Source organism: Massilia mucilaginosa, assembly GCF_011682145.1.
Taxonomy (GTDB): Bacteria; Pseudomonadota; Gammaproteobacteria; order Burkholderiales; family Burkholderiaceae_D; genus Telluria_A; species Telluria_A mucilaginosa.
The window spans coordinates 72,897-93,550 of record NZ_WHJH01000022.1 but is presented as its reverse complement, the minus strand read 5'-3'; the positions used below and the strand labels follow the sequence as shown (position 1 = coordinate 93,550).

The 20,654-nt window shown below is 64.5% G+C and carries 21 protein-coding genes; 14 read left to right on the top strand and 7 right to left on the bottom strand.

The features are described 5' to 3' along the window. Positions 1-28 precede the first annotated feature (28 nt). The 5 genes from F2P45_RS18390 to F2P45_RS18370 all read left to right on the top strand — a co-directional run bounded on the left by F2P45_RS18390 (position 29) and on the right by F2P45_RS18370 (position 5,301). The gene (locus F2P45_RS18390; protein WP_166878194.1) at positions 29-1,261 is read left to right on the top strand and encodes a D-amino acid dehydrogenase; all 1,233 of its coding nucleotides are present in this window, start codon (positions 29-31) and stop codon (positions 1,259-1,261) included. A gap of 111 nt (positions 1,262-1,372) precedes the next feature. Continuing rightward, a complete protein-coding gene (locus F2P45_RS18385; protein ID WP_229505151.1) occupies positions 1,373-2,119 on the top strand; it encodes a hypothetical protein in 747 nt (248 codons plus the stop codon). A 44-nt stretch (positions 2,120-2,163) separates the two neighbouring features. Beyond that, the gene (locus F2P45_RS18380; RefSeq protein WP_166878192.1) at positions 2,164-2,757 is read left to right on the top strand and encodes a C39 family peptidase; all 594 of its coding nucleotides are present in this window, start codon (positions 2,164-2,166) and stop codon (positions 2,755-2,757) included. Between the two features lie 95 nt (positions 2,758-2,852). Beyond that, positions 2,853-3,863: a MerR family transcriptional regulator gene (locus F2P45_RS18375; protein ID WP_166878189.1), complete on the top strand. Its 1,011-nt coding sequence runs from the start codon at positions 2,853-2,855 to the stop codon at positions 3,861-3,863. Positions 3,864-3,879: 16 nt separating this feature from the next. Beyond that, a complete protein-coding gene (locus tag F2P45_RS18370; protein WP_166878186.1) occupies positions 3,880-5,301 on the top strand; it encodes a carotenoid oxygenase family protein in 1,422 nt (473 codons plus the stop codon). Between the two features lie 4 nt (positions 5,302-5,305). Here the strand turns inward: F2P45_RS18370 and F2P45_RS18365 are convergent, their stop codons facing one another. Continuing rightward, complete coding sequence (locus F2P45_RS18365; RefSeq protein ID WP_166878184.1) at positions 5,306-6,082, bottom strand: enoyl-CoA hydratase; 777 nt, start codon at positions 6,080-6,082, stop codon at positions 5,306-5,308. A 140-nt stretch (positions 6,083-6,222) separates the two neighbouring features. Between F2P45_RS18365 and F2P45_RS18360 the strand changes: the two genes are divergently transcribed. After that, positions 6,223-6,378, top strand: coding sequence for a hypothetical protein (locus F2P45_RS18360; RefSeq protein ID WP_166878181.1), 156 nt, complete (start codon positions 6,223-6,225; stop codon positions 6,376-6,378). Positions 6,379-6,391: 13 nt separating this feature from the next. Here the strand turns inward: F2P45_RS18360 and apaG are convergent, their stop codons facing one another. Then, complete coding sequence (gene apaG, locus F2P45_RS18355; protein WP_166878179.1) at positions 6,392-6,766, bottom strand: Co2+/Mg2+ efflux facilitator ApaG/CorD; 375 nt, start codon at positions 6,764-6,766, stop codon at positions 6,392-6,394. Positions 6,767-6,946: 180 nt separating this feature from the next. Between apaG and rpe the strand changes: the two genes are divergently transcribed. Together rpe and F2P45_RS18345 are read left to right on the top strand one after the other, a co-directional pair. Then, positions 6,947-7,618, top strand: coding sequence for a ribulose-phosphate 3-epimerase (gene rpe, locus F2P45_RS18350; protein ID WP_166878176.1), 672 nt, complete (start codon positions 6,947-6,949; stop codon positions 7,616-7,618). 10 nt (positions 7,619-7,628) lie between these two features. Further along, positions 7,629-8,609 carry a BPTI domain-containing protein gene (locus F2P45_RS18345; protein WP_166878173.1) on the top strand — a complete coding sequence of 327 codons (981 nt, stop codon included), beginning with the start codon at positions 7,629-7,631 and terminating at the stop codon, positions 8,607-8,609. A gap of 141 nt (positions 8,610-8,750) precedes the next feature. On the opposite strand, the gene F2P45_RS18340 is transcribed toward F2P45_RS18345, so the two are convergent. From F2P45_RS18340 to F2P45_RS18325, 4 genes are all read right to left on the bottom strand, one after another. Next, positions 8,751-10,805, bottom strand: coding sequence for a TonB-dependent receptor (locus F2P45_RS18340; protein ID WP_166878170.1), 2,055 nt, complete (start codon positions 10,803-10,805; stop codon positions 8,751-8,753). Positions 10,806-10,914: 109 nt separating this feature from the next. Continuing rightward, positions 10,915-12,414 carry a PepSY-associated TM helix domain-containing protein gene (locus F2P45_RS18335; RefSeq protein ID WP_166878167.1) on the bottom strand — a complete coding sequence of 500 codons (1,500 nt, stop codon included), beginning with the start codon at positions 12,412-12,414 and terminating at the stop codon, positions 10,915-10,917. After that, a complete protein-coding gene (locus F2P45_RS18330; RefSeq protein WP_166878165.1) occupies positions 12,407-12,658 on the bottom strand; it encodes a hypothetical protein in 252 nt (83 codons plus the stop codon). Before F2P45_RS18330 ends, F2P45_RS18335 begins: the two co-directional genes overlap by 8 nt. Then, a complete protein-coding gene (locus tag F2P45_RS18325; protein ID WP_223164777.1) occupies positions 12,655-12,930 on the bottom strand; it encodes a hypothetical protein in 276 nt (91 codons plus the stop codon). Before F2P45_RS18325 ends, F2P45_RS18330 begins: the two co-directional genes overlap by 4 nt. A 281-nt stretch (positions 12,931-13,211) precedes the next feature. Between F2P45_RS18325 and F2P45_RS18320 the strand changes: the two genes are divergently transcribed. The 6 genes from F2P45_RS18320 to trpC all read left to right on the top strand — a co-directional run bounded on the left by F2P45_RS18320 (position 13,212) and on the right by trpC (position 18,770). After that, complete coding sequence (locus F2P45_RS18320; protein ID WP_166878160.1) at positions 13,212-13,922, top strand: phosphoglycolate phosphatase; 711 nt, start codon at positions 13,212-13,214, stop codon at positions 13,920-13,922. A 194-nt stretch (positions 13,923-14,116) separates the two neighbouring features. Next, a complete protein-coding gene (trpE, locus tag F2P45_RS18315) occupies positions 14,117-15,613 on the top strand; it encodes an anthranilate synthase component I (protein ID WP_166878157.1) in 1,497 nt (498 codons plus the stop codon). A gap of 1 nt (position 15,614) precedes the next feature. Beyond that, a complete protein-coding gene (locus F2P45_RS18310; protein ID WP_166878154.1) occupies positions 15,615-16,178 on the top strand; it encodes an anthranilate synthase component II in 564 nt (187 codons plus the stop codon). Between the two features lie 25 nt (positions 16,179-16,203). Next, entirely contained in the window at positions 16,204-17,235 is a 1,032-nt protein-coding gene (trpD, locus tag F2P45_RS18305) for an anthranilate phosphoribosyltransferase (RefSeq protein ID WP_166878152.1), read from the top strand. Positions 17,236-17,327: 92 nt separating this feature from the next. Next, positions 17,328-17,960 carry a LysE family translocator gene (locus F2P45_RS18300; protein WP_166878149.1) on the top strand — a complete coding sequence of 211 codons (633 nt, stop codon included), beginning with the start codon at positions 17,328-17,330 and terminating at the stop codon, positions 17,958-17,960. 9 nt (positions 17,961-17,969) lie between these two features. Next, a complete protein-coding gene (gene trpC / locus F2P45_RS18295) occupies positions 17,970-18,770 on the top strand; it encodes an indole-3-glycerol phosphate synthase TrpC (RefSeq protein ID WP_166878146.1) in 801 nt (266 codons plus the stop codon). 48 nt (positions 18,771-18,818) lie between these two features. On the opposite strand, the gene F2P45_RS18290 is transcribed toward trpC, so the two are convergent. After that, on the bottom strand, positions 18,819-20,642 hold the full coding sequence (locus F2P45_RS18290; protein WP_166878143.1) for a M61 family metallopeptidase: 1,824 nt from the start codon (positions 20,640-20,642) through the stop codon (positions 18,819-18,821). Positions 20,643-20,654 lie beyond the last annotated feature (12 nt).

The following is a 20,654-nucleotide window of genomic DNA, read 5'->3' as shown; positions in this document are numbered from 1 at the left end:
TCTGACGTTTTTCGGACCTGGAAGACACATGAAAACCATTGCAGTAATTGGCGGCGGGATCACCGGCGTCACGACCGCTTACGCCCTTGCCAAACGTGGCTTCGCCACCACCCTGCTCGAACAGCACCGCTACGCGGCGATGGAAACCTCGTTCGCCAATGGCGGCCAGCTGTCGGCCTCCAACGCCGAAGTCTGGAACCACCGCTCCACCATGCTCAAGGGCCTGAAGTGGATGTTCCGGCGCGATGCGCCGCTGCTGGTCAACCCCAAACCGAGCTGGCACAAGCTGTCGTGGTTCGCCGAATTTGCCGCCGCCATTCCCCACTACCGCCGCAACACCGTGGAAACGGCGCGCCTGGCGATCGCCGCGCGCGAGCACCTGTTCGCGTGGGCCGAGGCCGAGAAGATCGACTTCGACGTCAAGCGCGAAGGCATCCTGCACATCTACCGCGACAAGGCCGGCTTCGAGCACGCCGCCACGGTCAGCAGGATGCTGGCCGCCGGCGGCCTGGCGCGGCGCGCGGTCACGCCGGGCGAGATGCGCGCCATCGAACCGACCCTGGCGGGCGACTACTACGGCGGCTTTTTCACCGACAGCGATGCCACCGGCGATATCCACAAATTCACCACCGGCCTGGCCGCCGCCGCGCGCCGCAATGGCGTCGACTGCCGCTACGGCATGCGCATCGGCGCGCTGCGCAGCGACGGCCGCCACGCCCACGTGACCCTGGGCGACGGCGAGCGCACCCAGACCGAGACCTACGACGGCGTGGTCATCTGCGCCGGCACCGCCAGCCGCGCCCTGGCCGCCAGCCTGGGCGACCGGGTCAACATCTACCCGGTCAAAGGCTACTCGATCACGGTCAATCTGAGCGACGCCGCCAGCCAGGCCGCCGCGCCCAGCGTCAGCCTGCTCGACGACGCCACCAAGCTGGTGACCAGCCGCCTCGGGATCGACCGCTTCCGCGTGGCCGGCACCGCCGAATTCAATGGTTTCAACCGCGACATTCGCGACGACCGGATTCGCCCGCTGATCGACTGGGTGCATGCATGCTTCCCGGGCGTGAACACGCGCAGCGTGATTCCCTGGGCCGGCCTGCGCCCGATGATGCCGACCATGCTGCCGCGCGTCGGCCGCGGCAAATCGCCCTGCGTCTTCTACAACACGGGCCACGGTCATCTGGGCTGGACCCTGTCGGCCGTCACCGCCGACATGATCGGCGACTTGATGCAGCGTTCTCTCGATTTTCCGACGCACTGACCACGTGCGTCGACAACGGTGTCCGGCATGCGTGCATGCCAATGCAGGCGCAGCACCCACCCCGTCTGGACAGGCGGGGCTCTCGTATCAACCTATGTGAGGAGAAGTCTAATGCAAACAAAAATGCTCTCATGCCGTCCCATGCTCGCCGCCCTGCTGTGCGGCGCCAGCCTGGCCCTGGCCGGCGCGCCGGCACAGGCCCAGTCGGATGGAACCAGCACCTTCAAGGCGGTGCCCAAGCGCGCGGCAGCGGCGGCGCAGGCAGCGGCCCAGCGCGACTTCGCCCAATTCGTGACGCACCAGCTGCAAGTGCGCGGCACCAGCGGCACGCCGGTCGACTTCCCGCTCGACATCAACGACATGCAGGACCTGAAGGACGCCAAGGTCGGCTACGGCTTCCCGGTCTACACGATCGATCCGAACGACCTGCTGGCGGGTCGCGCCAGCATGAAGCAGATGGCCAAGGCCACCGGCCAGTGGCGTTTCGTGATCCTGTTGAACCAGCGCCCGATCGGCATGGCCACGCTGGAACTCAATAACGGCAATTACGAAACGGTGGCGTACGGCGCCGCCGTGCTGGCGAAGGATCTGGATGCGTCGATGGGCTACTACGGCGACGCCGAGCGCAGCAATGTGCGCTTCGTGCGCGTCTACCAGGCGCGCTCCGACCTGCTCGAAGTGGTGGGCCGCGACGATGGGCGTACGCGCTACGCGCCGCTGCATTCGGCGCGCGAATCGCTGCTGATGCAGCAGCGCGCCGTCAAGGACGGCAAGGCGGGCGAGGCGCTGATGGACGAAGCCGAGCTGCTGCAGCCGCTGCGCAGCGCGGTCAAGCAAAACCTGGACGCTTCGAAATAAGCCGGCATCGGTTACACCATCCTCAGAACGAATCAGGAGAAAACATGAACACACATATGAAAAAGATCGTCGCCGGTGTATCGCTGATGCTGGCACTGCCAGCGGCCATGGCGCAATGGCGCACGCTGAGCGTGCCGCTGACCACCCAGGAACACAGCCAGTGGTGCTGGTCGGCGTCGAGCAAGGCGGTGCTGAACTTCTACAAGAAGACGCCGAGCCAGTGCCAGATCGTGAACTGGGCGTTCGGCTTGAACTACGCCTGCGGGAACACCTACTTCAACTGGAACAGCCCGGCCAACCAGCCGAACAATATGTACGGCTCCAACGGCAGCGTGCAGAACATCCTCAAGGCGTGGGGCGTGGCGAACGGCGCATACAGCGTGGCGTCGTCGTGGAGCAGCGTGGTATCGGACATCAACGCCAACCGCCCGTTCGTGATGCGCTACGGCTGGAGCAACGGCGGTGGGCACATCATGGTAGGGCGCGGATATGAGACGGCCAATGGCGTCAACCACGTCTACATCATGGACCCGTGGCCGGGTGAGGGCCAGACCTACCGCACCTACAACTCCGCGGTCGCGGCGTCCGACCACCGCTGGACGCACACCCAGCGCATGAGCATCAACGGCCCGATCTAAGTTACGCGCCATCGTCCCCGCGCAGATATTCACGCGGGGACGCTTGACCCTCTCGCTACGTGACGGTTTACCATCTGACAAATGGAGAAACCGGCATGCTACTGAAAATAGGACAACTGGCCAAGCGCAGCGGCTTGAGCGTGCGCGCCTTGCGCCACTACGACGATATCGCCCTGCTCACGCCCTCGGTCCGCTCGGACAAGGGCTACCGCCTGTATGACAGCGCGGACGTGGCCCGACTGTATCGCATCCAGGCGCTGCGCCGCCTCGACCTGCCGCTCACGCAAATCCAGGCCATGCTGGCCGACGGCGGCGCCAGCCTGCCGCAAGTGGTGGCGCAGCAGATCGCATCGCTCGAACGCCAGATCGCGCAGGCGTCCGCCCTGCACGGCCAGCTGCGCGACTTGCAGGCGCAGCTCGACGAGCGCCATGAACCGTCGATGGACAGCTGGCTGGCCGCCCTCGAACGCATGGCCGCCGGCGCGCGCTACTTCACCGACGCCGAACTGCATACGCTCAAGACGCGGCGCCAGTACAGCGGCGGCGACAAGGCGCAGCTGACCGCCACGCTGCACGAGCTGATGGCGCGCGAAGTGGCGCCCGACAGCATTGACGCTGGCGCCTTCGCGCAACGCTGGATCGCCACTCTGTTGGAGGACGTGGGCGGCGACGAAGGCATGCTCATGAAGCTCTACGCCATGAACTGGAACGAGCCCACCCTGCACACGCTCAGCGGCGTCGACCGCGCGGCGATGCAGTTCATTTCGCACGCCATGGCGCACCGGCGCCTGGCCATCTACGCCAACTACTGCACCCCGGCCGAGATGGCCCTGCTGCGCCGGCACTACGTCAGGCAGACCGACAGCTGGCCGACCCTCATCTGCGCCCTGCGCAAGCACCTGACCAACGGCACGCCGGCCGCCAGCCTGGAAGTGCAAGCGCTGGCGCGCCAGTGGCAGGCGCTGTCGCTGGCCAAGGCGGCGGGCAATCCCGCGCTTCAGGCCAAGCTGCGCCACGCCTTCGAGATGGAACCCGGCCTGCGCACCGGTTCCGGCATCGACGCGCCGCTGATCGCGTACGTACGCGACGCCATGCACAGTCTTTAAACCCACCGGGAATCACATGCCAGGCCATTTCTTCATGGGGAACTACGCTCCCCTCGATACCGAATCCGACATCGCCGCGCTGCAGGTAGCCGGCACGCTGCCGCCGCAACTGCGCGGCGCGCTGTACCGGGTCGGACCGAACCCCCGCTTCGCGCCGCGCGACGACCGCTATCACTGGTTTTCCGGCGATGGCATGGTGCACGCCTTCTTCATCGGCGACGGCAAGGTGGCCTATGCCAACCGCTGGGCGCGCACACCGAAATGGCAGCTCGAAGACGATGCCGGCCGCGCCCTGTTCGGCACCTTCGGCAACCCGGCCACCAGCGACCCGTCGGTGCACGGCAAGAACAGCGGCACCGCCAATACGAATATGGTCTGGCACGGGGAACGCCTGTTTGCGCTGGAAGAGTCGCATCAGCCGTTCGAGATGGATCCGCACACGCTGGCGTCAAAAGGGCACCAGGATGTCGGCGGCACCGTGAACCAGCGCTTCACCGCGCATCCCAAGGCCGATCCGGCCACCGGCGAGCTGCACTTTTTCTGCTACCTTCCCGACAGCCCGGGGGAACCCAACATGCAGTACGGCGTGCTCGATGCGCACTGCCGGGTCACCACGGCAGACACCTTCCGCGCACCCTACGCGAGCATGATGCACGACTTCATGCTGACCGAACGCCATGTGCTGTTTCCGGTCACCCCGCTGACCATCAGCGTGGAACGCGCCATGCAAGGACTGCCCCTGTTCGCATGGGAAGCGGACCGGCGCAGCCACGTCGGCATCGGCGTGCGCGGTCAACCCATGGATCGGCTGCGCTGGTTCGCAAGCGATGCCTGCCATGTGTTCCATGTGATGAACGCCTGGGACGACGGCCAGCGCATCGTGGCGTATGTGATGGAGTCGGGCACCGCGCCGGGCATGCCCAACGCCGACGGCAGCCCGGGCGATCCGGCCGCCATGGCGGCGCGCCTGTGCCGCTGGACGTTCGACCTGGAAAGCGATGGCGACGGCTTCGAGCGCACCATCCTCGACGACCTGGCGGCGGAATTCCCGCGCATCGACGAGCGCTTCAGCGGGCGCCGCAACCGCGTGGGGTTTTACTGCTGCCACAGCGAGCAGCGCGTCAGGAATGGTTCGGAGAGTGTGCTGTACGACTCCCTGGCCCGCTTCGACTTTGCATCCGGCAGGCGCCAGCTGTATACCCTGCCGGCCGGCGACGTTGTCTCCGAACCGGTCTTCGTGGCGCGCTCGGCGCAATCGCCCGAAGGCGACGGCTGGCTGCTGGCGGTGGCGTGGCGCGCCAAAGAAGGCCGCAGCGACCTGCTGGTGATCGATGCCACCGATCTGGCGGCCGGCCCCGTTGCAACGGTATGCCTGCCGCACCGGATCCCGTTCGGCTTTCACGGCTGCTGGCGCGCCAGCGCCGAATCACACGCTTGAAACCTTACAGACCGTCGAAGTTGGCCGGACGCTTGGCCAGGAACGCCTGCATGCCTTCCTTCTGCGCCGGCGTGCCGAACGCCGCGTGGAAGTAGCGGCGCTCGTAGCGCACGCCTTCGGTCAGCGTGGTCTCGAACGCGCGGTTAACGCTGTCCTTGATCGCCATCGCCACCGACAGCGACATTGATGCGATCGTGGTGGCGGCGGCCAGCGCTTCTTCCATGACCTTGTCAGCCGCCACCACGCGCGAGACCAGCCCGGTGCGCTCGGCTTCGGCCGCGTCGATCATGCGCGCGGTCAGCAGCATGTCCATCGCCTTGGCCTTGCCGATGGTGCGCGGCAGACGCTGGGTGCCGCCGGCGCCGGGCGTGACGCCGACCTTGATTTCGGGCTGGCCGAATTTGGCGGTGTCCGCCGCGATCAGGAAGTCGCACATCATGGCCAGCTCGCAGCCGCCGCCGAGGCAGAAGCCCTGCACCACGCCGATGACCGGTTTGCGCACGTTGAGGATGTGTTCCCAGTTGCGGCCGATGTAGTTGCCGCCGTAGGTGTCGCCGTAGTCGTAGTCGACCATCGCCGCGATGTCGGCGCCGGCCGCAAAGGCTTTTTCGCTGCCGGTCAGGATGATGCAGCCGATATTGCTGTCGGCGTCGAACTTGTAGAGCGCATCGCCCAGTTCATCCATCATGTTGTCGTTCAGGGCGTTGAGCGCTTTGGGACGGTTCAGGCGAATCACGGCCACTTTGCCGTGGGTCTCGATCAGCAGGTCTGCATAGTTCATGGGATCCTCTTTAAGAAAGCGTGGGGTAATGTGCGATTGTAGCCAATCCGGGCGTCATCAACGGCGCCAGTTTCTGGCCCGGCGCGACGGCGCCGGCCGAAACGAGTAGACTGCTGCGTGTTGAAGACATGGGAGTCGATATGTGGGTGTTAATGCTTGAAGCAGGCGTGGCGTTTTTCCTGCTGGTGTTTATCGTGTGGTGGACGATGTATTCGGGACCGAAGCCGACCAATAACGAACAGCAGCTGAACGCGCCGGAGAAAAAAGAAGAACTCCCCGACGAGACTAAACGCTGATCAGCCGCTCAGTTCAGTGCAGCGTGCGCGGCAGCGACAGGACGAATTCGGGAATCTTGGTCTCGAACTGATGGCCGTCTTCGGCCACGCAGAAGTATTCGCCTGTCATCGAGCCTTGCGGGGTGGCCAGCTGGGTGCCGCTGGTGTATTCGAACTGTTCGCCCGGCTGCAACAGCGGCTGGTGGCCGACCACGCCCAGGCCGCGCACTTCGTCAATGTGGTTGCTGGCGTCGGCGATGACCCAGTGCCGCGAGATCAGCTGCGCGCCGACGGTGCCGGTATTCCTGATCGTGATCGCATAGGTGAACACGTAATTGCTTCGGCTCGGATCGGACTGCTCCGGCAGGTACTGGGTCCTGACAGTGACAGTAAATTCGTAAGCGGCCATCTGGATTTCCTTGATTAAGACTGTAAAAGTTGCCCGGGTGAATTTTCAGGCGCCGGCGTGAACGGCCCGGCGAAGCATCATACCTTGCGCCGCAAAATGCGGCTTGCGGCAGGGGCGCGCCGTGGGAGAGCGTAAAATAGCGCATCTTCATTAACCGCAAGCACTTTGCCAGCCGCCGCCATGACCACTTTCCGCATCGCTCCCAGCATTTTGTCCGCCGATTTCGCCCGTTTGGGCGAAGAAGTCCGCAATGTCGTCGCCTCGGGCGCCGACATCATTCACTTCGACGTGATGGACAACCATTATGTTCCCAACCTGACCATCGGCCCGCTGGTGTGCCAGGCGATCCGCCCGCACGTGCAGGTGCCGATCGACGTGCACCTGATGGTCAAGCCGGTCGACCGCCTGATTCCGGACTTCGCCAAGGCTGGCGCCAACATCATCACCTTTCACCCGGAAGCGTCCGAACATATCGACCGCTCGCTCCAGCTGATCCGCGATAACGGCTGCAAGGCCGGCCTGGTGTTCAATCCGGGCACGCCGCTGCACTTCCTCGACCATGTGATGGACAAGATCGACATGATCCTGATCATGTCGGTCAATCCGGGCTTCGGCGGTCAATCCTTCATTCCCGAAGCGCTGAAGAAAATCGCGCTGGCGCGCCGCATGATCGACGACTCCGGCCGCGATATTTTGCTCGAAGTCGACGGCGGCATCAAGATCGACAATATCGCCGCCGCTGCCGCTGCCGGCGCCGATACCTTCGTGGCCGGGTCGGCGATTTTCGGCCAGCCGGATTACAAGGCCGTGATCGACGCCATGCGCGTGGAGCTGGCCAAGGTCGGCAAGTAAGACCGGCGCCATGCCGTACTTCGACCTTCGCCTCGGATTTGCGCCGTCGTTCGAGCGCGGCGGCGCGATTCGGGTCGAGGGCGATGTGACCGGCATGGCGACCTTCGAAGCCGATCCCACCGGATTTCTGCCAGGCCTGGTTTGCACGCTGCCGGTCGACGCGGGCGGCATGGCGGCCATCCATGCCAGTTGCTCGGCCATGCTGGCGGGATGGGATGACAACTGGAGCCAGGAGGGATGCGACGGCATCAGCTTTGGCGGTACGTTTGCACCGTCCGGCGCGCTGCCGCAACACTTTTCGCTGTGGAGCCCTGAGCGGGCAAGCCTGCCGCACGCCATGATCAGCGCTGTATTCAACTGCTTTCCCCCGGAGCGCTGCAGCGGCGTCGCCGAGGAACAGCTTGAAAGCATCCGCAGCTACTTCCAATTGCAGCCGCCGCTCACGCTGTACGACGAAGTGCCCCTGCGCCTTCGCCTTGCACCTTCGGCGCATCGGGTTGACGCGAACGAGATTGAAACGCGCGTGCGCGCTCTGCCCGATCACGTTGACGTGATCGTCGACTTGTCCGGCCTCGAAGCAATTCAGCGGGCAATGGCGCAGCTATTTCCTGTCAATTTGCTGCTACAGCGACGCCATGCCGTGCATTGGCGGGTACGCAGCAACGCAGTCGACGTGCTGGTGAAGCTCGGGGTCGATCCATCCATGATCGTCTCCATCGAGCGCGCGCAGTTTTCAGACGCGGGATATCCTGTCGTGCTGGGCTGCGTCGTCCGGTCTCCCGACATGTTTTCGCTTGCTCAAAGCAGCGAACGAGTCGCGCTGGTGAGCGCCTTCAGGAGCCAATTCTGCATGACGTACGCGGACGCGGCCAGGGCGGCGGTAGAACTGATCGGCTTCATGAAAACCCATCGGCGTCAATCGCTGGGATTTGGCGAGCCTGTTCCCGACTCGCTGCGACTACCCTTGAACCTGGATACGCAGGGGAAGTAGCAGCAAGCCGGCCGAGTCACAGGTCGAACCAGAAAATCATGAGGCAAAAGCAGCCGCGCTTCGATGTTCGCCATCATGCCGGTCGTCAAAAGGCACTCCAGCGACAGATGCAGTTCAACGCTCAAGCGGCCGGCGTCATTCCTACATGTCGTAACGCACCGCCAGGCCCACGCTGCGCGGGGCGGACACATCGAGCACCCTGCCCGACTGGTTGTTAGCGATGTACTGGCGATCCGCCAGGTTTTTCACATAGGCGGTGACGGTCGCCTTGCCGATCCGGTAGGCGAGGTTGGCATTGATCAGGGTGGCGTCGTCGCTGCGGCGAACCTGGCTCACTTTGCCGCTGGTATCGGTCAGGTAGGCCGATGCGCTGCCATCCTGGTAGATCGCGTCGGCGCTGGCCGTGAGCCGGTCATTGGCGCGATACACCAGCCCGACGCTCAGCTTGCGGCGCGGCGCGCCGATGAATGCGCGGCCGCTCAGGTTCTCGCCGTTGGAGACGAAATCAAGGTAGCGGGTATCGCTGTACGATGCGCCGGCCTGGATCTGAAGCGCGCGGATCATGGCAAACTCGGCGCCAAGTTCCAGCCCTCGCATCCGGCTATGTCCTGCGTTGCCCACTTGTAGCTGTTCGTCGGCATCGAGCCGCGCCACTTGCTGATCTTTCCAGTCGGTGTAGTAGACGTTGGCCGTGGTGCGCAGCTTCTTGTCCAGCCAGGCCGCGCGGTGCGAAACTTCGAAGGTATTCGTGTACTCGGGATCGTATGGCTGGTGATTGGTGCCGACCCGCACGTTGACGCCGCCGCTGCGGTAGCCGCGCTGCACGAAAGCGCCGAACAGCTGCTCCGGCGCCAGGCGGTAGTGCAGTCCCACTTTCGGCAACAAGGCGCTGAAGGTCTTGACCTGCCTGACCGAAGGATCGCTCGCCAGTTCGTCTTCGAGCTGCGTGTTGTTGCGCTCACGCTCGTAGCGCAGGCCGCCGACCAGCTGCCATTGCGGCGTCAGGTCCAGGGTCGCTTCACCGAACACGCTGCGGCTGGCGATGCGGGTCGTTCCCGTCACACTGCCGACGATAACGCCGCTGTAATCGAGCCGGTCGTCCAGCTCGTTCCTGACGGTGCCGTAGTAGACCCCAGCCTGCGCCTGCAGGCCGGGAACCTTGTAGGCGACGCGCACTTCCTGATTGAACAGCCGGTTCTTGTGGACGCGCATGACGGACTGGGTGCGGTCGGCGCGCTGGTCGAAGTCGAGCAGCGCATCGTAGGTGCCGCGCGACGATGAGGTGATGCTGGTCAAGGTCATGGCCGGCGTGATTGCATAGTCGGCGCGCAAGGTCGCCGTGTCCTGGTCCATCTGGTCGAATTCCCCGGTGTTATAGCTCACCGTGTAGTACTGCGGACCTGCGTTCACGGCCTGAATGCCGCGCCGGTTGCGCGTGTGCGCCAGGGTGAACAGCACATCGAGTCCGTCGACCGGCTCCACCAGGATCTTGCCGCGCAGGCTGGTGCTACGCTGCGGGTTGGCGTCCGTGCCCAGGGTCGCATTGCGAATGTAGCCATCGCCACGCTGCACATCGGCCGCGAAGCGCGCCGCCACCTTGCCCTCGACAAGCGCGCCGCCGCCGGCCACCGAGGCGCCGCGCTGGCCATCGTTGCCGCCGTTAAGCCGGGCCGACAGCGATGGCGCATAGGTCGGGTTCCTGGTCTGGAACACGATGGCGCCGGCCAGCGCATTGCGCCCTTGCATGGTCGATTGCGAGCCGCGGAAAATCTCGACCTGCTCCACATCCCACAGCGGCATCGGGCTCAGGGTCAGCATGCGATGCGGCTGCAAGGCGTCATCCACATACACGGAAACGGCACCGTTGCTGGTGGCCGGGCCCTGCTCGTCGAAGCCCGCCACCGGTACGCCGCGAATGCCCCAGGTTTCATTGCCGGACTGGGTATGAAGGCCCGGCAGCCGCCCGATGATGTCGCTCAGCGAGGTATCCGCATGCTCACGGATATCGCGCGCGGTCACCACCGCCACGCTGGCGAGCGTGTCATCGAGCGGACGGTCGATTTTGCTGCCCTTGACGATCACCGTCTCGACCGAGGGTTCCGGATCGGCAGCGGCCGCGCTTCCCGCCGCCATCAGCCACAGGGCCGCCGCGACCGCGATGGCCATCTTGTTCTTTTCAATGTGGAACAGCTTCATACGTTTACTCCGGTTTGTTTTTGTGGTCTGTTTTTGTCGTGCGGCTGGCGCCGCGCCGCACGCGCCAGGCGGCGCGGATACATCATCGCCAGCGATGTCATGTGCGTCGTCAGCCCCGTTCCGCCGCCTTGAGCCGGCGGCTTGCGAACAGCAAGCCCGCACCCAGCGCCAGCATGACGCCGTCGACCATGTGGCTGGTATCGAAGGGACCGGGGAGCGCAAAGAGCAGCGTGTCCCGCGTCGTGAGCGCATTGAGCGGCGCCACGAGCACGAACAGCACGCCGGCCAGGCCAAGCAGGCCGCGTACGGCGCCCGGCTGCGCGCCGCGCCAGAGCGCCCAGGCCGCGCACACGGCCCATGTTGCGATGAACATGACGGCCGGCGCGCCCTGCACCGCCATCGCGCCGGGTGCCAGCCGATCGGCCAGGAACAGGCTGGCGAACGCGATCGGAAAGCCGAGCGTCACCCCTGCGCACAGCCCCTGCATCAGCCGGTGCGAACGCGCCAGCGTGCCGGCGCGCCGCTGCCGGTCCAGCCATAGCACGATGCCGGACACCGGCAGCATGCAGGCGGCCAGCCCGAGTATCAGATACACGAACTTGAGTCCGGCCCCGCCGAAATCGCCAAAATGCAGCGGCAGCATGGCGGAGTAGGTCCGCCATCCGGCGCCCTGGTGCACGCCGCGCGGCAGCGCGACCAGCTGGCCTTGCGCGTCGAATATCTTGCGGTCGGTAGCGCTCAGGTAATCGGGACGCTCGCCGTCAACCGTCACCGTGGCCTTCGCATCGCCGCGCCGGGAAAATGTGATGAAGCGCGGCACGAACGGCTCGCCTGCAATGTCGGGCGCGAGCACGGGGCCGGAGCGGCCGGGCGCCGCCCTGAGCGTGCCCGGTTCGCCGGCGCTGCCCGTCAACTCGGCATACGCCTTGCCGGCGTCGCCGCGATGGACGACGAGCGCAGTCTGCAGCAACAGCAAACCCGCCAGCCCCAGGATACTGCCGGTAAAACCCATCATCCCCAGGAACACCATGCCCCAGGTTCCGGCCACTTTATGCGTGTCCGACCAGCTCAGGCGCCAGCCGCGTCCCGTGCGCAAGGTAAACACCTCGCGAAACAAGCGGCGGTGGGTCATCACTCCGGTCAGTACCAGGAACAGCAGCGCGATCCCCAGCAAACCGGTCACATAGGCACCGATCGGGAAAGGCAGCAGCAGATCGGAATGCAAGCGCCGCAGCATGTGGCCAAAGCCCTGGGGCTTGATCGCGACGAGTGCGCCCGAGACGGGATCGAAGATCGCCATCCGGTCCGAATCGTCCGTCAGCCGCAAAATGAGCCCATTCGTATGATGCGGCAATTGAAAGCTGGCGCTGTCCCCGGCCAGACCGCGCCGGGCAGCCTGCGCCAATGCTGCCTCGACATTCGGCTCGCCGTTGGGAGGCGCGCCGATGCGCTGCAGTTCCGGGTACTGCCACAGCTGAAGCTCGTGCACGAACAAGGCCACCGAACCAGATGCGCAGACGACATACACCATCAGCGCGAGGATAATCCCGGCCCAGGAATGCAGGAGATACCAGGCTTTGGGGCTGGTCGCTTGCGGGTGATCATCCAAAGCGATAAGCGACGACGATGGCCGCGTACAGGATCAAGGCGCTGGCGAGCAGGCGCCGCCACAGCTGCTTCCAGCTACTGAACCAGAGCCACAGCATGGCCGCGATCCAGGCAAGCGGAATCAGTATGCCGCCGAAGAAGATATTGTTGGTGCGCGTGGACGGAAAATGCAGCGCCCATGCCAGGCCGATGCCGCACGCAAGTACCAGCCCGCCCAGCAACGAGACCAGCAAGCGTCCTGTCACTTGGGCGGCGCCGGGACTGGCCGCCCCGACCAATTGGCAAGCCGCACACGCGCGGATTGCGCCGTCCGCCACTGCGAGCGCAGTCCGGCTGCCAGGAATGGCGTCAACAGGCCGGCGGCCAGCAGGCTGACGAGCCAGGCCGCGGCGCCCCGTTCAACGCCGTGCGCCAGCACGCTGCAGGCGGCGGCGACCGCCACGCCCGCCAGGCCCGTTCCACCGGCGAACAGGCGCCAGCGCGCACCAGCGGCAAGCCGCTGGTGCAAGCATTGCATCGACACCAGGAGAACGAAGAAACTAAGCACGATCAAGAATGAGAATAGTTATCATTCCATTCTACTGTTGCATTGCTTCAACGTCAACATGCGTAGGTACGCCCCGCTTGCAGGCACCGCTCCGATGGTCTGACGAATGGCGCAACACGCTCGTTGCGGCCGAATCGGATGCGCCCGAATCGTCGCCGCAATTGCCCGGCATCTGCAAGGGCAGGAAATCCACGGCCCTCGTTGCGTTCAGGTCCGATAAAATGGGCCAATCCCGACCACCTCCGCTCCAGATGACCAATTTTATCCAGTCGATCCACGCCCCGATCCGCGCCGTCATCATCGATCTCGATGGCACCATGCTCGATACCCTGCCCGACTTCCACGTCGCCATCAACGCCATGCGCGGGCAATTCGGCTATGCGCCGATCACGCGGGAGGCAATCGCGCTGATGATCGGCAAAGGTTCCGAAAACCTGATTCGCGGCGTGCTCGCGCTGGAAAACGACGCCGCCGGCGTCGAACAGCGCTTCGATGACGCCATGGCCTTCTACCAAGGTCACTACCTGGCCATCAACGGCGACCATAGCGCGCTGTATGAGGGCGTGATCGACGGCCTGGAGGCGATGCAAGCCGACGGCCTGCGCCTGGCCTGCGTGACCAACAAGCCGATCGCCTTTGCCACCCCGCTGCTGGCGCAAAAGGGCCTGGCGCCGTATTTCGAGGTGGTCTACGGGGGCGACTCGCTGCCACGCAAAAAACCCGACCCGATGCCGCTGCTGCAGGTCTGCGCCGACTTCGACCTGGCGCCGTCGCAAGTGGTGGCCATCGGCGACTCGTCCAACGACGCCGAAGCGGCGCGCGCGGCCGGCTGCTTTGTGTTGACGGTACCGTATGGTTACAACCACGGGCGGGCTATACACGAAACCGATTCCGATGGTATAGTTACCTCACTTGTAGAAGCTTCAATGCTGATTCGTTCACACAACAACGACGCACACTAAAACCTCCACCACATATGTTTTTCATCAAAAAACACAATGTCACCCAAACCGGCTCGATTGAGGCCTGGCTTTGGCGACGCTGGCAATCCTGGGCTAAGTGACCCCGTATTGACTGCTGTCGGCCGCATTTTTGCGCCGGCAGGTTTTTTGAAACCCACCGCCCGCGAACACGCCATGGCGGCATGGAGAAAAGCATGACCGAACTCGAATTCAAATCGTTGGCCACCGACGGCTTCAACCGCATTCCACTGATCTCGGAAGCCTTCGCCGATCTCGAAACGCCCCTGACGCTCTACCTCAAGCTGGCCCAGACCCAGAACGCCGGAAAAAACACCTTCCTGCTCGAATCGGTGGTCGGCGGCGAGCGTTTTGGCCGCTATTCCTTCATCGGCCTGCCCGCCACCACGGTGCTGCGCGCTTTTGGCACGCGCACCGAGATCGTCAAGAACGGCAGCGTGATCGAAACCCACGACGGCAATCCGCTCGACTTCATCGAACAGTACCAGGCGCGCTTCAAGGTGGCGCTGCGCCCTGGCCTGCCGCGCTTTTGTGGCGGCCTGGCCGGCTACTTCGGCTACGACACGGTGCGCCACATCGAACGCAAGCTGGCCGACACGCAGCCCAGGGACGATCTGGGCCTGCCCGACATCCAGCTGATGGTGACCGAGGAACTGGCGGTCATCGACAACCTGTCCGGCAAGCTGTATCTGATCGTGTACGCCGACACCGCGCAGCCGGAAGCCTATTCCAAAGCGCGCCAGCGCCTGAAAGACCTGCGCATGATGCTGCGCCGTGGCGTCGACGCCCCGGTCACATCGAGCTCGGTGCGTACCGAAGCGGTGCGCGACTTCAGCAAAGAGGATTACCTCAAGGCGGTCGCCCGCGCCCACGAATACGTGATGGCCGGCGACCTGATGCAGGTGCAGATCGGCCAGCGCATCCGCAAGCCCTACGTCGACAATCCGCTGACCCTGTACCGCGCCCTGCGCTCCCTGAATCCGTCGCCGTACATGTACTTCTATAACTTCGGCGACATGCAGATCGTCGGCGCCTCGCCCGAGATCCTGGTGCGCAACGAGACCGCGTCCGACGGCACCAAGAAAGTCACCCTGCGCCCGATCGCCGGCACCCGTCCACGCGGCGCCACGCCGGAACGCGACGCCGAACTGTCGAAAGAGCTGCTGGCCGACCCGAAAGAGATCGCCGAACACGTCATGCTGATCGACCTGGCGCGCAATGACCTGGGCCGCATCTCCGAGATCGGCAGCGTCAAGGTCACCGAGCGCATGGTCGTCGAAAAATACTCGCATGTGCAGCACATCGTCTCGAACGTCGAAGGCACGCTCAAGGACGGCATGTCCAACCTGGACGTGCTGCGCGCGACCTTCCCGGCCGGTACCCTGACCGGCGCGCCGAAAGTGCGCGCCATGGAAGTGATCGACGAACTCGAACCGACCAAGCGCGGCATCTATGGCGGCGCCTGCGGCTACCTGTCGTTCGGCGGCGAAATGGATGTGGCGATCGCGATCCGCACCGGTGTGATCAAGGACGGCATGCTGTACGTGCAGGCCGCCGCCGGCATCGTGGCCGATTCGGTCCCCGAGATGGAATGGCAGGAAACCGAAAACAAGGCGCGCGCGGTCCTGCGCGCTGCCGAGCAAGTGCAAGACGGCCTGGATGGGGAGATCTGAGATGCTGCTGATGATTGATAACTACGACTCGTTCACCTACAACCTGGTGCAGTATTTCGGTGAGTTGGGCGAGGACGTTGCTACCTTCCGCAACGACGAAATCACGATCGACGAGATCAGCGCGATGCGCCCGGACCGCATCTGCATCTCGCCCGGTCCCAAGACCCCGGCCGAAGCCGGGATCTCGATCTCCATCCTGGAGCAGTTCAAGGGCAAGCTGCCGATTCTCGGCGTGTGCCTCGGCCACCAGGCCATCGGCGCCGCGTTCGGCGGCAAGGTCATTCGCGCCAAGCAGGTCATGCATGGCAAAACTTCAGTGATCGCGCACACCGGCGTGGGCGTGTTCAAGAATCTTCCGAGTCCGTTTACGGTCATCCGCTACCATTCGCTGGCGATCGAGCGCGCGTCGCTCCCGGCCTGCCTGGAGGTGACGGCATGGACCGACGACGGCGAGATCATGGGCGTGCGGCACAGGCAATTCGATATCGAGGGTGTGCAGTTCCACCCTGAATCGATCCTGTCCGAGCATGGCCATGCCCTGCTGAAGAATTTTCTCGAACGCTAACGCCTGCCCGGATCAAGGAGCTGTCATGCCGATCACCCCACAAGAAGCACTGCTGCGCTGCATCGAACACCGCGAAATTTTCCACGACGAGATGCTGCACCTGTTCCGCCAGATCATGTCGGGCGAAATGTCGCCGACCATGATCGCCGCGCTCACGCTCGGCCTGCGCGTGAAGAAGGAAACCATCGGCGAAATCGCCGCCGCCGCGCAAGTGATGCGCGAATTTTCGACCAAGGTGCCGATGGCCGACACCACCCACCTGCTCGACATCGTCGGCACCGGTGGCGACGGCGCCCACACCTTCAATATTTCGACCACGGCGATGTTCGTAGCCGCCGCCGCCGGCGCGCGCGTGGCCAAGCACGGCGGTCGCAGCGTGTCGTCGTCGTCCGGCAGCGCCGACGTGATCGAGTCGCTGGGCGCGAACATCAACCTCTCGCCCGAGCAGATCGCGCAGTCGATCGCGCAGACCGGCATCGGCTTCATGTTCGCACCGAACCACCACGCCGCCATGAAGCACGCGGCACCGGTGCGGCGCGAGCTGGGCGTGCGCACCATTTTCAACATCCTGGGACCGCTGACCAATCCGGCCGGCGCGCCGAATATCCTGATGGGCGTGTTCCACCAGGATCTGGTGGGCATCCAGGTGCGCGTGCTGCAGCGCCTCGGTGCGCAGCATGCTGTGGTGGTGTATGGGCGCGACAATATGGATGAAGTCTCGCTCGGCGCGGCCACCATGGTCGGTGAACTGGTGAACGGCGAAATTCGCGAGTACGAGATTCATCCGGAAGACTTCGGCCTGCCGATGATCGCCAGCCGCAACCTCAAGGTGGCGAACGCGGAAGAGTCGAAGATCAAGATGATGGAAGCGCTCAACGGCGAGCCGGGCGCGGCCTACGATATCGTGGCCCTGAATGCGGGTACGGCCTTGTATGCGGCCGGTGTGGCGACGTCGATTGAAGATGGCCTGAAAAAGGCACGCGAGGCGATCGAATCGGGCGCCGCGCGGGCCAAGGTCGACCAGTTCGTCCAGGTGACGCAGCAGCTTGCAGTTTGATCCGCAAGCCCTGCACCGTATAGCCGTCTTTCCCGCGCAGGGCTCGGCGCCCCCGCGGGAACGACGGCTCCTACAATAAGGACATCTTCCCCATGTTCGGCATCCACGACCTCCCCCTGTTCATCCTTTCCGGCCTGCTGCTCAACATCATGCCCGGCCCCGACTCGCTCTTGATCATGACGCGCAGCGCCACCCAGGGCTGGCGCGCCGGCGTGGCCCCCACACTGGGCATCGGCGCCGGTACCATGATCCACGTACTGGCCGCGGCACTCGGCCTGTCCGCCATCCTCTCCACCTCGGCGACCGCCTTCATGGTCGTCAAGTACATCGGCGCGGCCTACATCATCTACATGGCGATCGGCCTGCTGCGCAGCAAACGGCGCGACCCGGCTGCCCCTGTCGACGTGCCAGCGCTGCCCTACGCGAAAATCTTCGCCCAGGGCTTCCTGACGAATGTGCTGAACCCCAAGGTGGCGGTGTTTTTCCTCGCCTTCGTGCCGCAGTTTATCTCGCCCGACGCCTCCAGCAAGGCGCTGGCTTTTGTCATCCTCGGCTGCATCTTCAACCTGAACGGCATGCTATGGTGTACCTCGCTGGCGCTGTTCACGGCGCAGGCAAGTGCCCGCATCAAGGTCAACCCGAGCGTGTCGCTGTGGCTTAACCGCGTGACCGGTGGCCTGTTCATCTGGCTCGGCATCAAGCTCGCGCTCTCCAAACCAAACTAAGACCTCATCATGTCCGATATCCTCAATAAAATCCTGGCGGTCAAGGCTGACGAAGTCGCCGCCGCCAAAAAACACCGCGACCTGGCCAGCCTGCGCCGCGAAGTTGAAACCGACGCCACCTTGCGCAGCGGCCTGCGCGGCTTCGAAGCGAGCCTGCGCAAGCACATCGCCGCCGGCCACGCGGGCGTGATCGCCGAAGTCAAAAAGGCCTCCCCCTCGAAGGGCGTATTGCGCGCCGACTTTCGTCCGGCGAACATCGCCGAGAGCTATGCGCGCCACGGCGCCGCGTGCCTGTCGGTGCTGACCGACGTGCAATTCTTCCAGGGCCAGGTCGAATACCTGAAACAGGCGCGCGCCGCCTGCGAGATCCCGGTGATCCGCAAGGACTTCATGATCGATATGTACCAGGTCTACGAAGCGCGCGCGATGGGCGCCGATGCGATCCTGCTGATTGTGTCGGCCCTCGACCACGGCCTGATGGCCGAACTGGAAGCCTGCGCGCACGAACTGGGCATGGACGTGCTGGTCGAAGTGCACGACGGCGACGAACTGACCGCCGCGCTCAAGCTCGATACGAAACTGGTCGGCATCAACAACCGCAACCTGCGCACTTTTGAGACCTCGCTGCAAACGACCATCGACCTGCTGCCGCGCATCCCGGCCGACAAGCTGGTGGTGACCGAATCGGGCATCATGGGCCCAAGCGACGTCAAACGCATGCGCGACGCCAATGTGCATGCCTTCCTGGTCGGCGAAGCCTTCATGCGCGCCCAAGAACCTGGCGTGGAGTTGCAGCGCCTGTTCAGCTGACCGGTCCCTCCCGCCCGTCACCCGCCGCGCCAGCAGCGGGTGCTATTCTCAACGCAGCGCGCTTGGCCGTGCCGGGCCCGCGCTTTTCTTGCGCTCGTCGACCAGGGTCAGTTTCACGTCCGGCACCCGGTCGCCCTGCAACTGCACGCTAAACGTCATCAGCTCGTCGCGCCGGAAGGCGTGCACGGCGACCGTGTCGCCCACCTTGTAGCGCGACAGCAGCGCATCCAGATTCGACGGATTGCCCGCCACGCGCAAACCCTCCACCGCCACCAGAATATCGCCCGCCGACAGGCCGGCCCTGTGGGCAGCGCCACCTTCGTGCACCTGCGTCAGCTTGCAGTCGCCGCCATCGCGCCCGATGCCCACGTCGAAGGCCGGCTTGGCGTTCTTGCGCGCGTCCTCGATCTTGACCCCGAACGGCCCATACAAGCGGGCCAGCGGCAGGTCGGCCGTGCCGCGCACGTATTTGTCGAACAGCGGTTTGAGTTTCAGTCCGCTGATTTCGTCGAACAGCGCTTCGACTTCGGCCTCGGTCACGCCGCGGCCCACGCTCGGATAGAAATCGCGGCCGTAGCGCTGCCACAGCGCCAGCATCACATCGTCGAGCGACTTCTTGCCCTCGGTCTTGGCGCGGATGGTCAGGTCGAAGGCGAGCGCGATCAGCGAACCCTTGCCGTAGTAGCTGACGATGGCGTTCGGCGCATTCTCGTCCTGGCGGTAGTATTTGCCCCAGGCGTCGAAGCTCGAATCGGCCACGCTTTGCTTGGTGCGCCCGCTGCCGCGCAAGACGCCACTGACGGCTTTGCCGAGCAGCTTGAGGTAGGCCGCTTCGCCGATGATGCCGCTGCGGACCAGCATCAGGTCATCGTAGTAGCTGGTAAAGCCTTCGAACAGCCAAAGCAGCGGGGTGTATGTTTCGTTCTGCAGATCGTAGGGCGCAAACGCGGCCGGCTTGATGCGCTTGACGTTCCAGGTATGAAAATACTCGTGGCTGCACAGGCCGAGGAATTTGAGGTAGCCCTCGCCGATGTCGGCCACCTTGGGCGCGGCGGTGCTGGGCAGGTCGGCGCGCGCGCAAATGAGCGCGGTCGAGGCGCGGTGTTCCAGCCCGCCGTAGCCGTCGCCCACGGCCAGCGTGAGGAAGACATAGCGGTCCATCGGCGCGCGGCGGGTGCGCGGCTCGAAAAAGGCGATCTGGGTTTCGCAGATGGCTTTCAGGTCGGCTTGCAGGCGCGCCATGTCGAGGTTGGGCACGCGGCCCGACACCACGATGTCGTGCGCGATGCCGTGCGCCTTGAAGGTGGCCAGCGCGAAGTCGCCCATTTCGACCGGATGGTCGATCAGTTCATCGTAGTCGGCGGCGACGTAGGTGCCGAAGCCGTAGCGCTTGGCGCCCAGTTCCGGCAGCGAGGTGGCCACGCGCCAGGTTTTGGCGGCGGCGTCAAGCGGATGCTGGATGTCGACTTCGTGCGGCGTTTGCTCTTGCCCCAGCACGCGCAGGTAGACGCTGGTGCCGTTGAAGAAGCCGTGGGTCTGGTCCAGGTGCGCGGCGCGCACCGACAGGTCCCAGGCATACACTTCATACTGCACGCTCAAGGCGCCGGCCACCGGGGCGGCCTGCCAGGAATGCTTGTCGAGCTTTGTCAGCGCGACCGGTTTGCCGTTCGATTCGGCGCGGATCTGGACGATATTGCGCGAAAATTCGCGGATCATGTAGCTGCCCGGGATCCACGCGGGCAGGGCAAACACCTGGCCCTCGGGCGACGGTGCGGCCACGGTGACGGTAACGTCGAACAGGTGCCCGCCCAGGTCTTTAGGAACAATGGCGTACTCAATAGCAGCCGGCTTCTTGGGTGTCGGTTTTTTCATGTTCAATGGGTA

Excerpts from the sequence above, each read along its gene's own strand:
- F2P45_RS18390 (WP_166878194.1), top strand. The coding sequence starts at position 29 with ATGAAAACCATTGCAGTAATTGGCGGCGGGATCACCGGCGTCACGACC.
- F2P45_RS18385 (WP_229505151.1), top strand. The coding sequence starts at position 1,373 with ATGCAAACAAAAATGCTCTCATGCCGTCCCATGCTCGCCGCCCTGCTG.
- F2P45_RS18380 (WP_166878192.1), top strand. The coding sequence starts at position 2,164 with ATGAACACACATATGAAAAAGATCGTCGCCGGTGTATCGCTGATGCTG.
- F2P45_RS18375 (WP_166878189.1), top strand. The coding sequence starts at position 2,853 with ATGCTACTGAAAATAGGACAACTGGCCAAGCGCAGCGGCTTGAGCGTG.
- F2P45_RS18370 (WP_166878186.1), top strand. The coding sequence starts at position 3,880 with ATGCCAGGCCATTTCTTCATGGGGAACTACGCTCCCCTCGATACCGAA.
- F2P45_RS18365 (WP_166878184.1), bottom strand. The coding sequence starts at position 6,082 with ATGAACTATGCAGACCTGCTGATCGAGACCCACGGCAAAGTGGCCGTG.
- F2P45_RS18360 (WP_166878181.1), top strand. The coding sequence starts at position 6,223 with ATGTGGGTGTTAATGCTTGAAGCAGGCGTGGCGTTTTTCCTGCTGGTG.
- apaG (WP_166878179.1), bottom strand. The coding sequence starts at position 6,766 with ATGGCCGCTTACGAATTTACTGTCACTGTCAGGACCCAGTACCTGCCG.
- rpe (WP_166878176.1), top strand. The coding sequence starts at position 6,947 with ATGACCACTTTCCGCATCGCTCCCAGCATTTTGTCCGCCGATTTCGCC.
- F2P45_RS18345 (WP_166878173.1), top strand. The coding sequence starts at position 7,629 with ATGCCGTACTTCGACCTTCGCCTCGGATTTGCGCCGTCGTTCGAGCGC.
- F2P45_RS18340 (WP_166878170.1), bottom strand. The coding sequence starts at position 10,805 with ATGAAGCTGTTCCACATTGAAAAGAACAAGATGGCCATCGCGGTCGCG.
- F2P45_RS18325 (WP_223164777.1), bottom strand. The coding sequence starts at position 12,930 with ATGCAATGCTTGCACCAGCGGCTTGCCGCTGGTGCGCGCTGGCGCCTG.
- F2P45_RS18320 (WP_166878160.1), top strand. The coding sequence starts at position 13,212 with ATGACCAATTTTATCCAGTCGATCCACGCCCCGATCCGCGCCGTCATC.
- trpE (WP_166878157.1), top strand. The coding sequence starts at position 14,117 with ATGACCGAACTCGAATTCAAATCGTTGGCCACCGACGGCTTCAACCGC.
- F2P45_RS18310 (WP_166878154.1), top strand. The coding sequence starts at position 15,615 with ATGCTGCTGATGATTGATAACTACGACTCGTTCACCTACAACCTGGTG.
- trpD (WP_166878152.1), top strand. The coding sequence starts at position 16,204 with ATGCCGATCACCCCACAAGAAGCACTGCTGCGCTGCATCGAACACCGC.
- F2P45_RS18300 (WP_166878149.1), top strand. The coding sequence starts at position 17,328 with ATGTTCGGCATCCACGACCTCCCCCTGTTCATCCTTTCCGGCCTGCTG.
- trpC (WP_166878146.1), top strand. The coding sequence starts at position 17,970 with ATGTCCGATATCCTCAATAAAATCCTGGCGGTCAAGGCTGACGAAGTC.
- F2P45_RS18290 (WP_166878143.1), bottom strand. The coding sequence starts at position 20,642 with ATGAAAAAACCGACACCCAAGAAGCCGGCTGCTATTGAGTACGCCATT.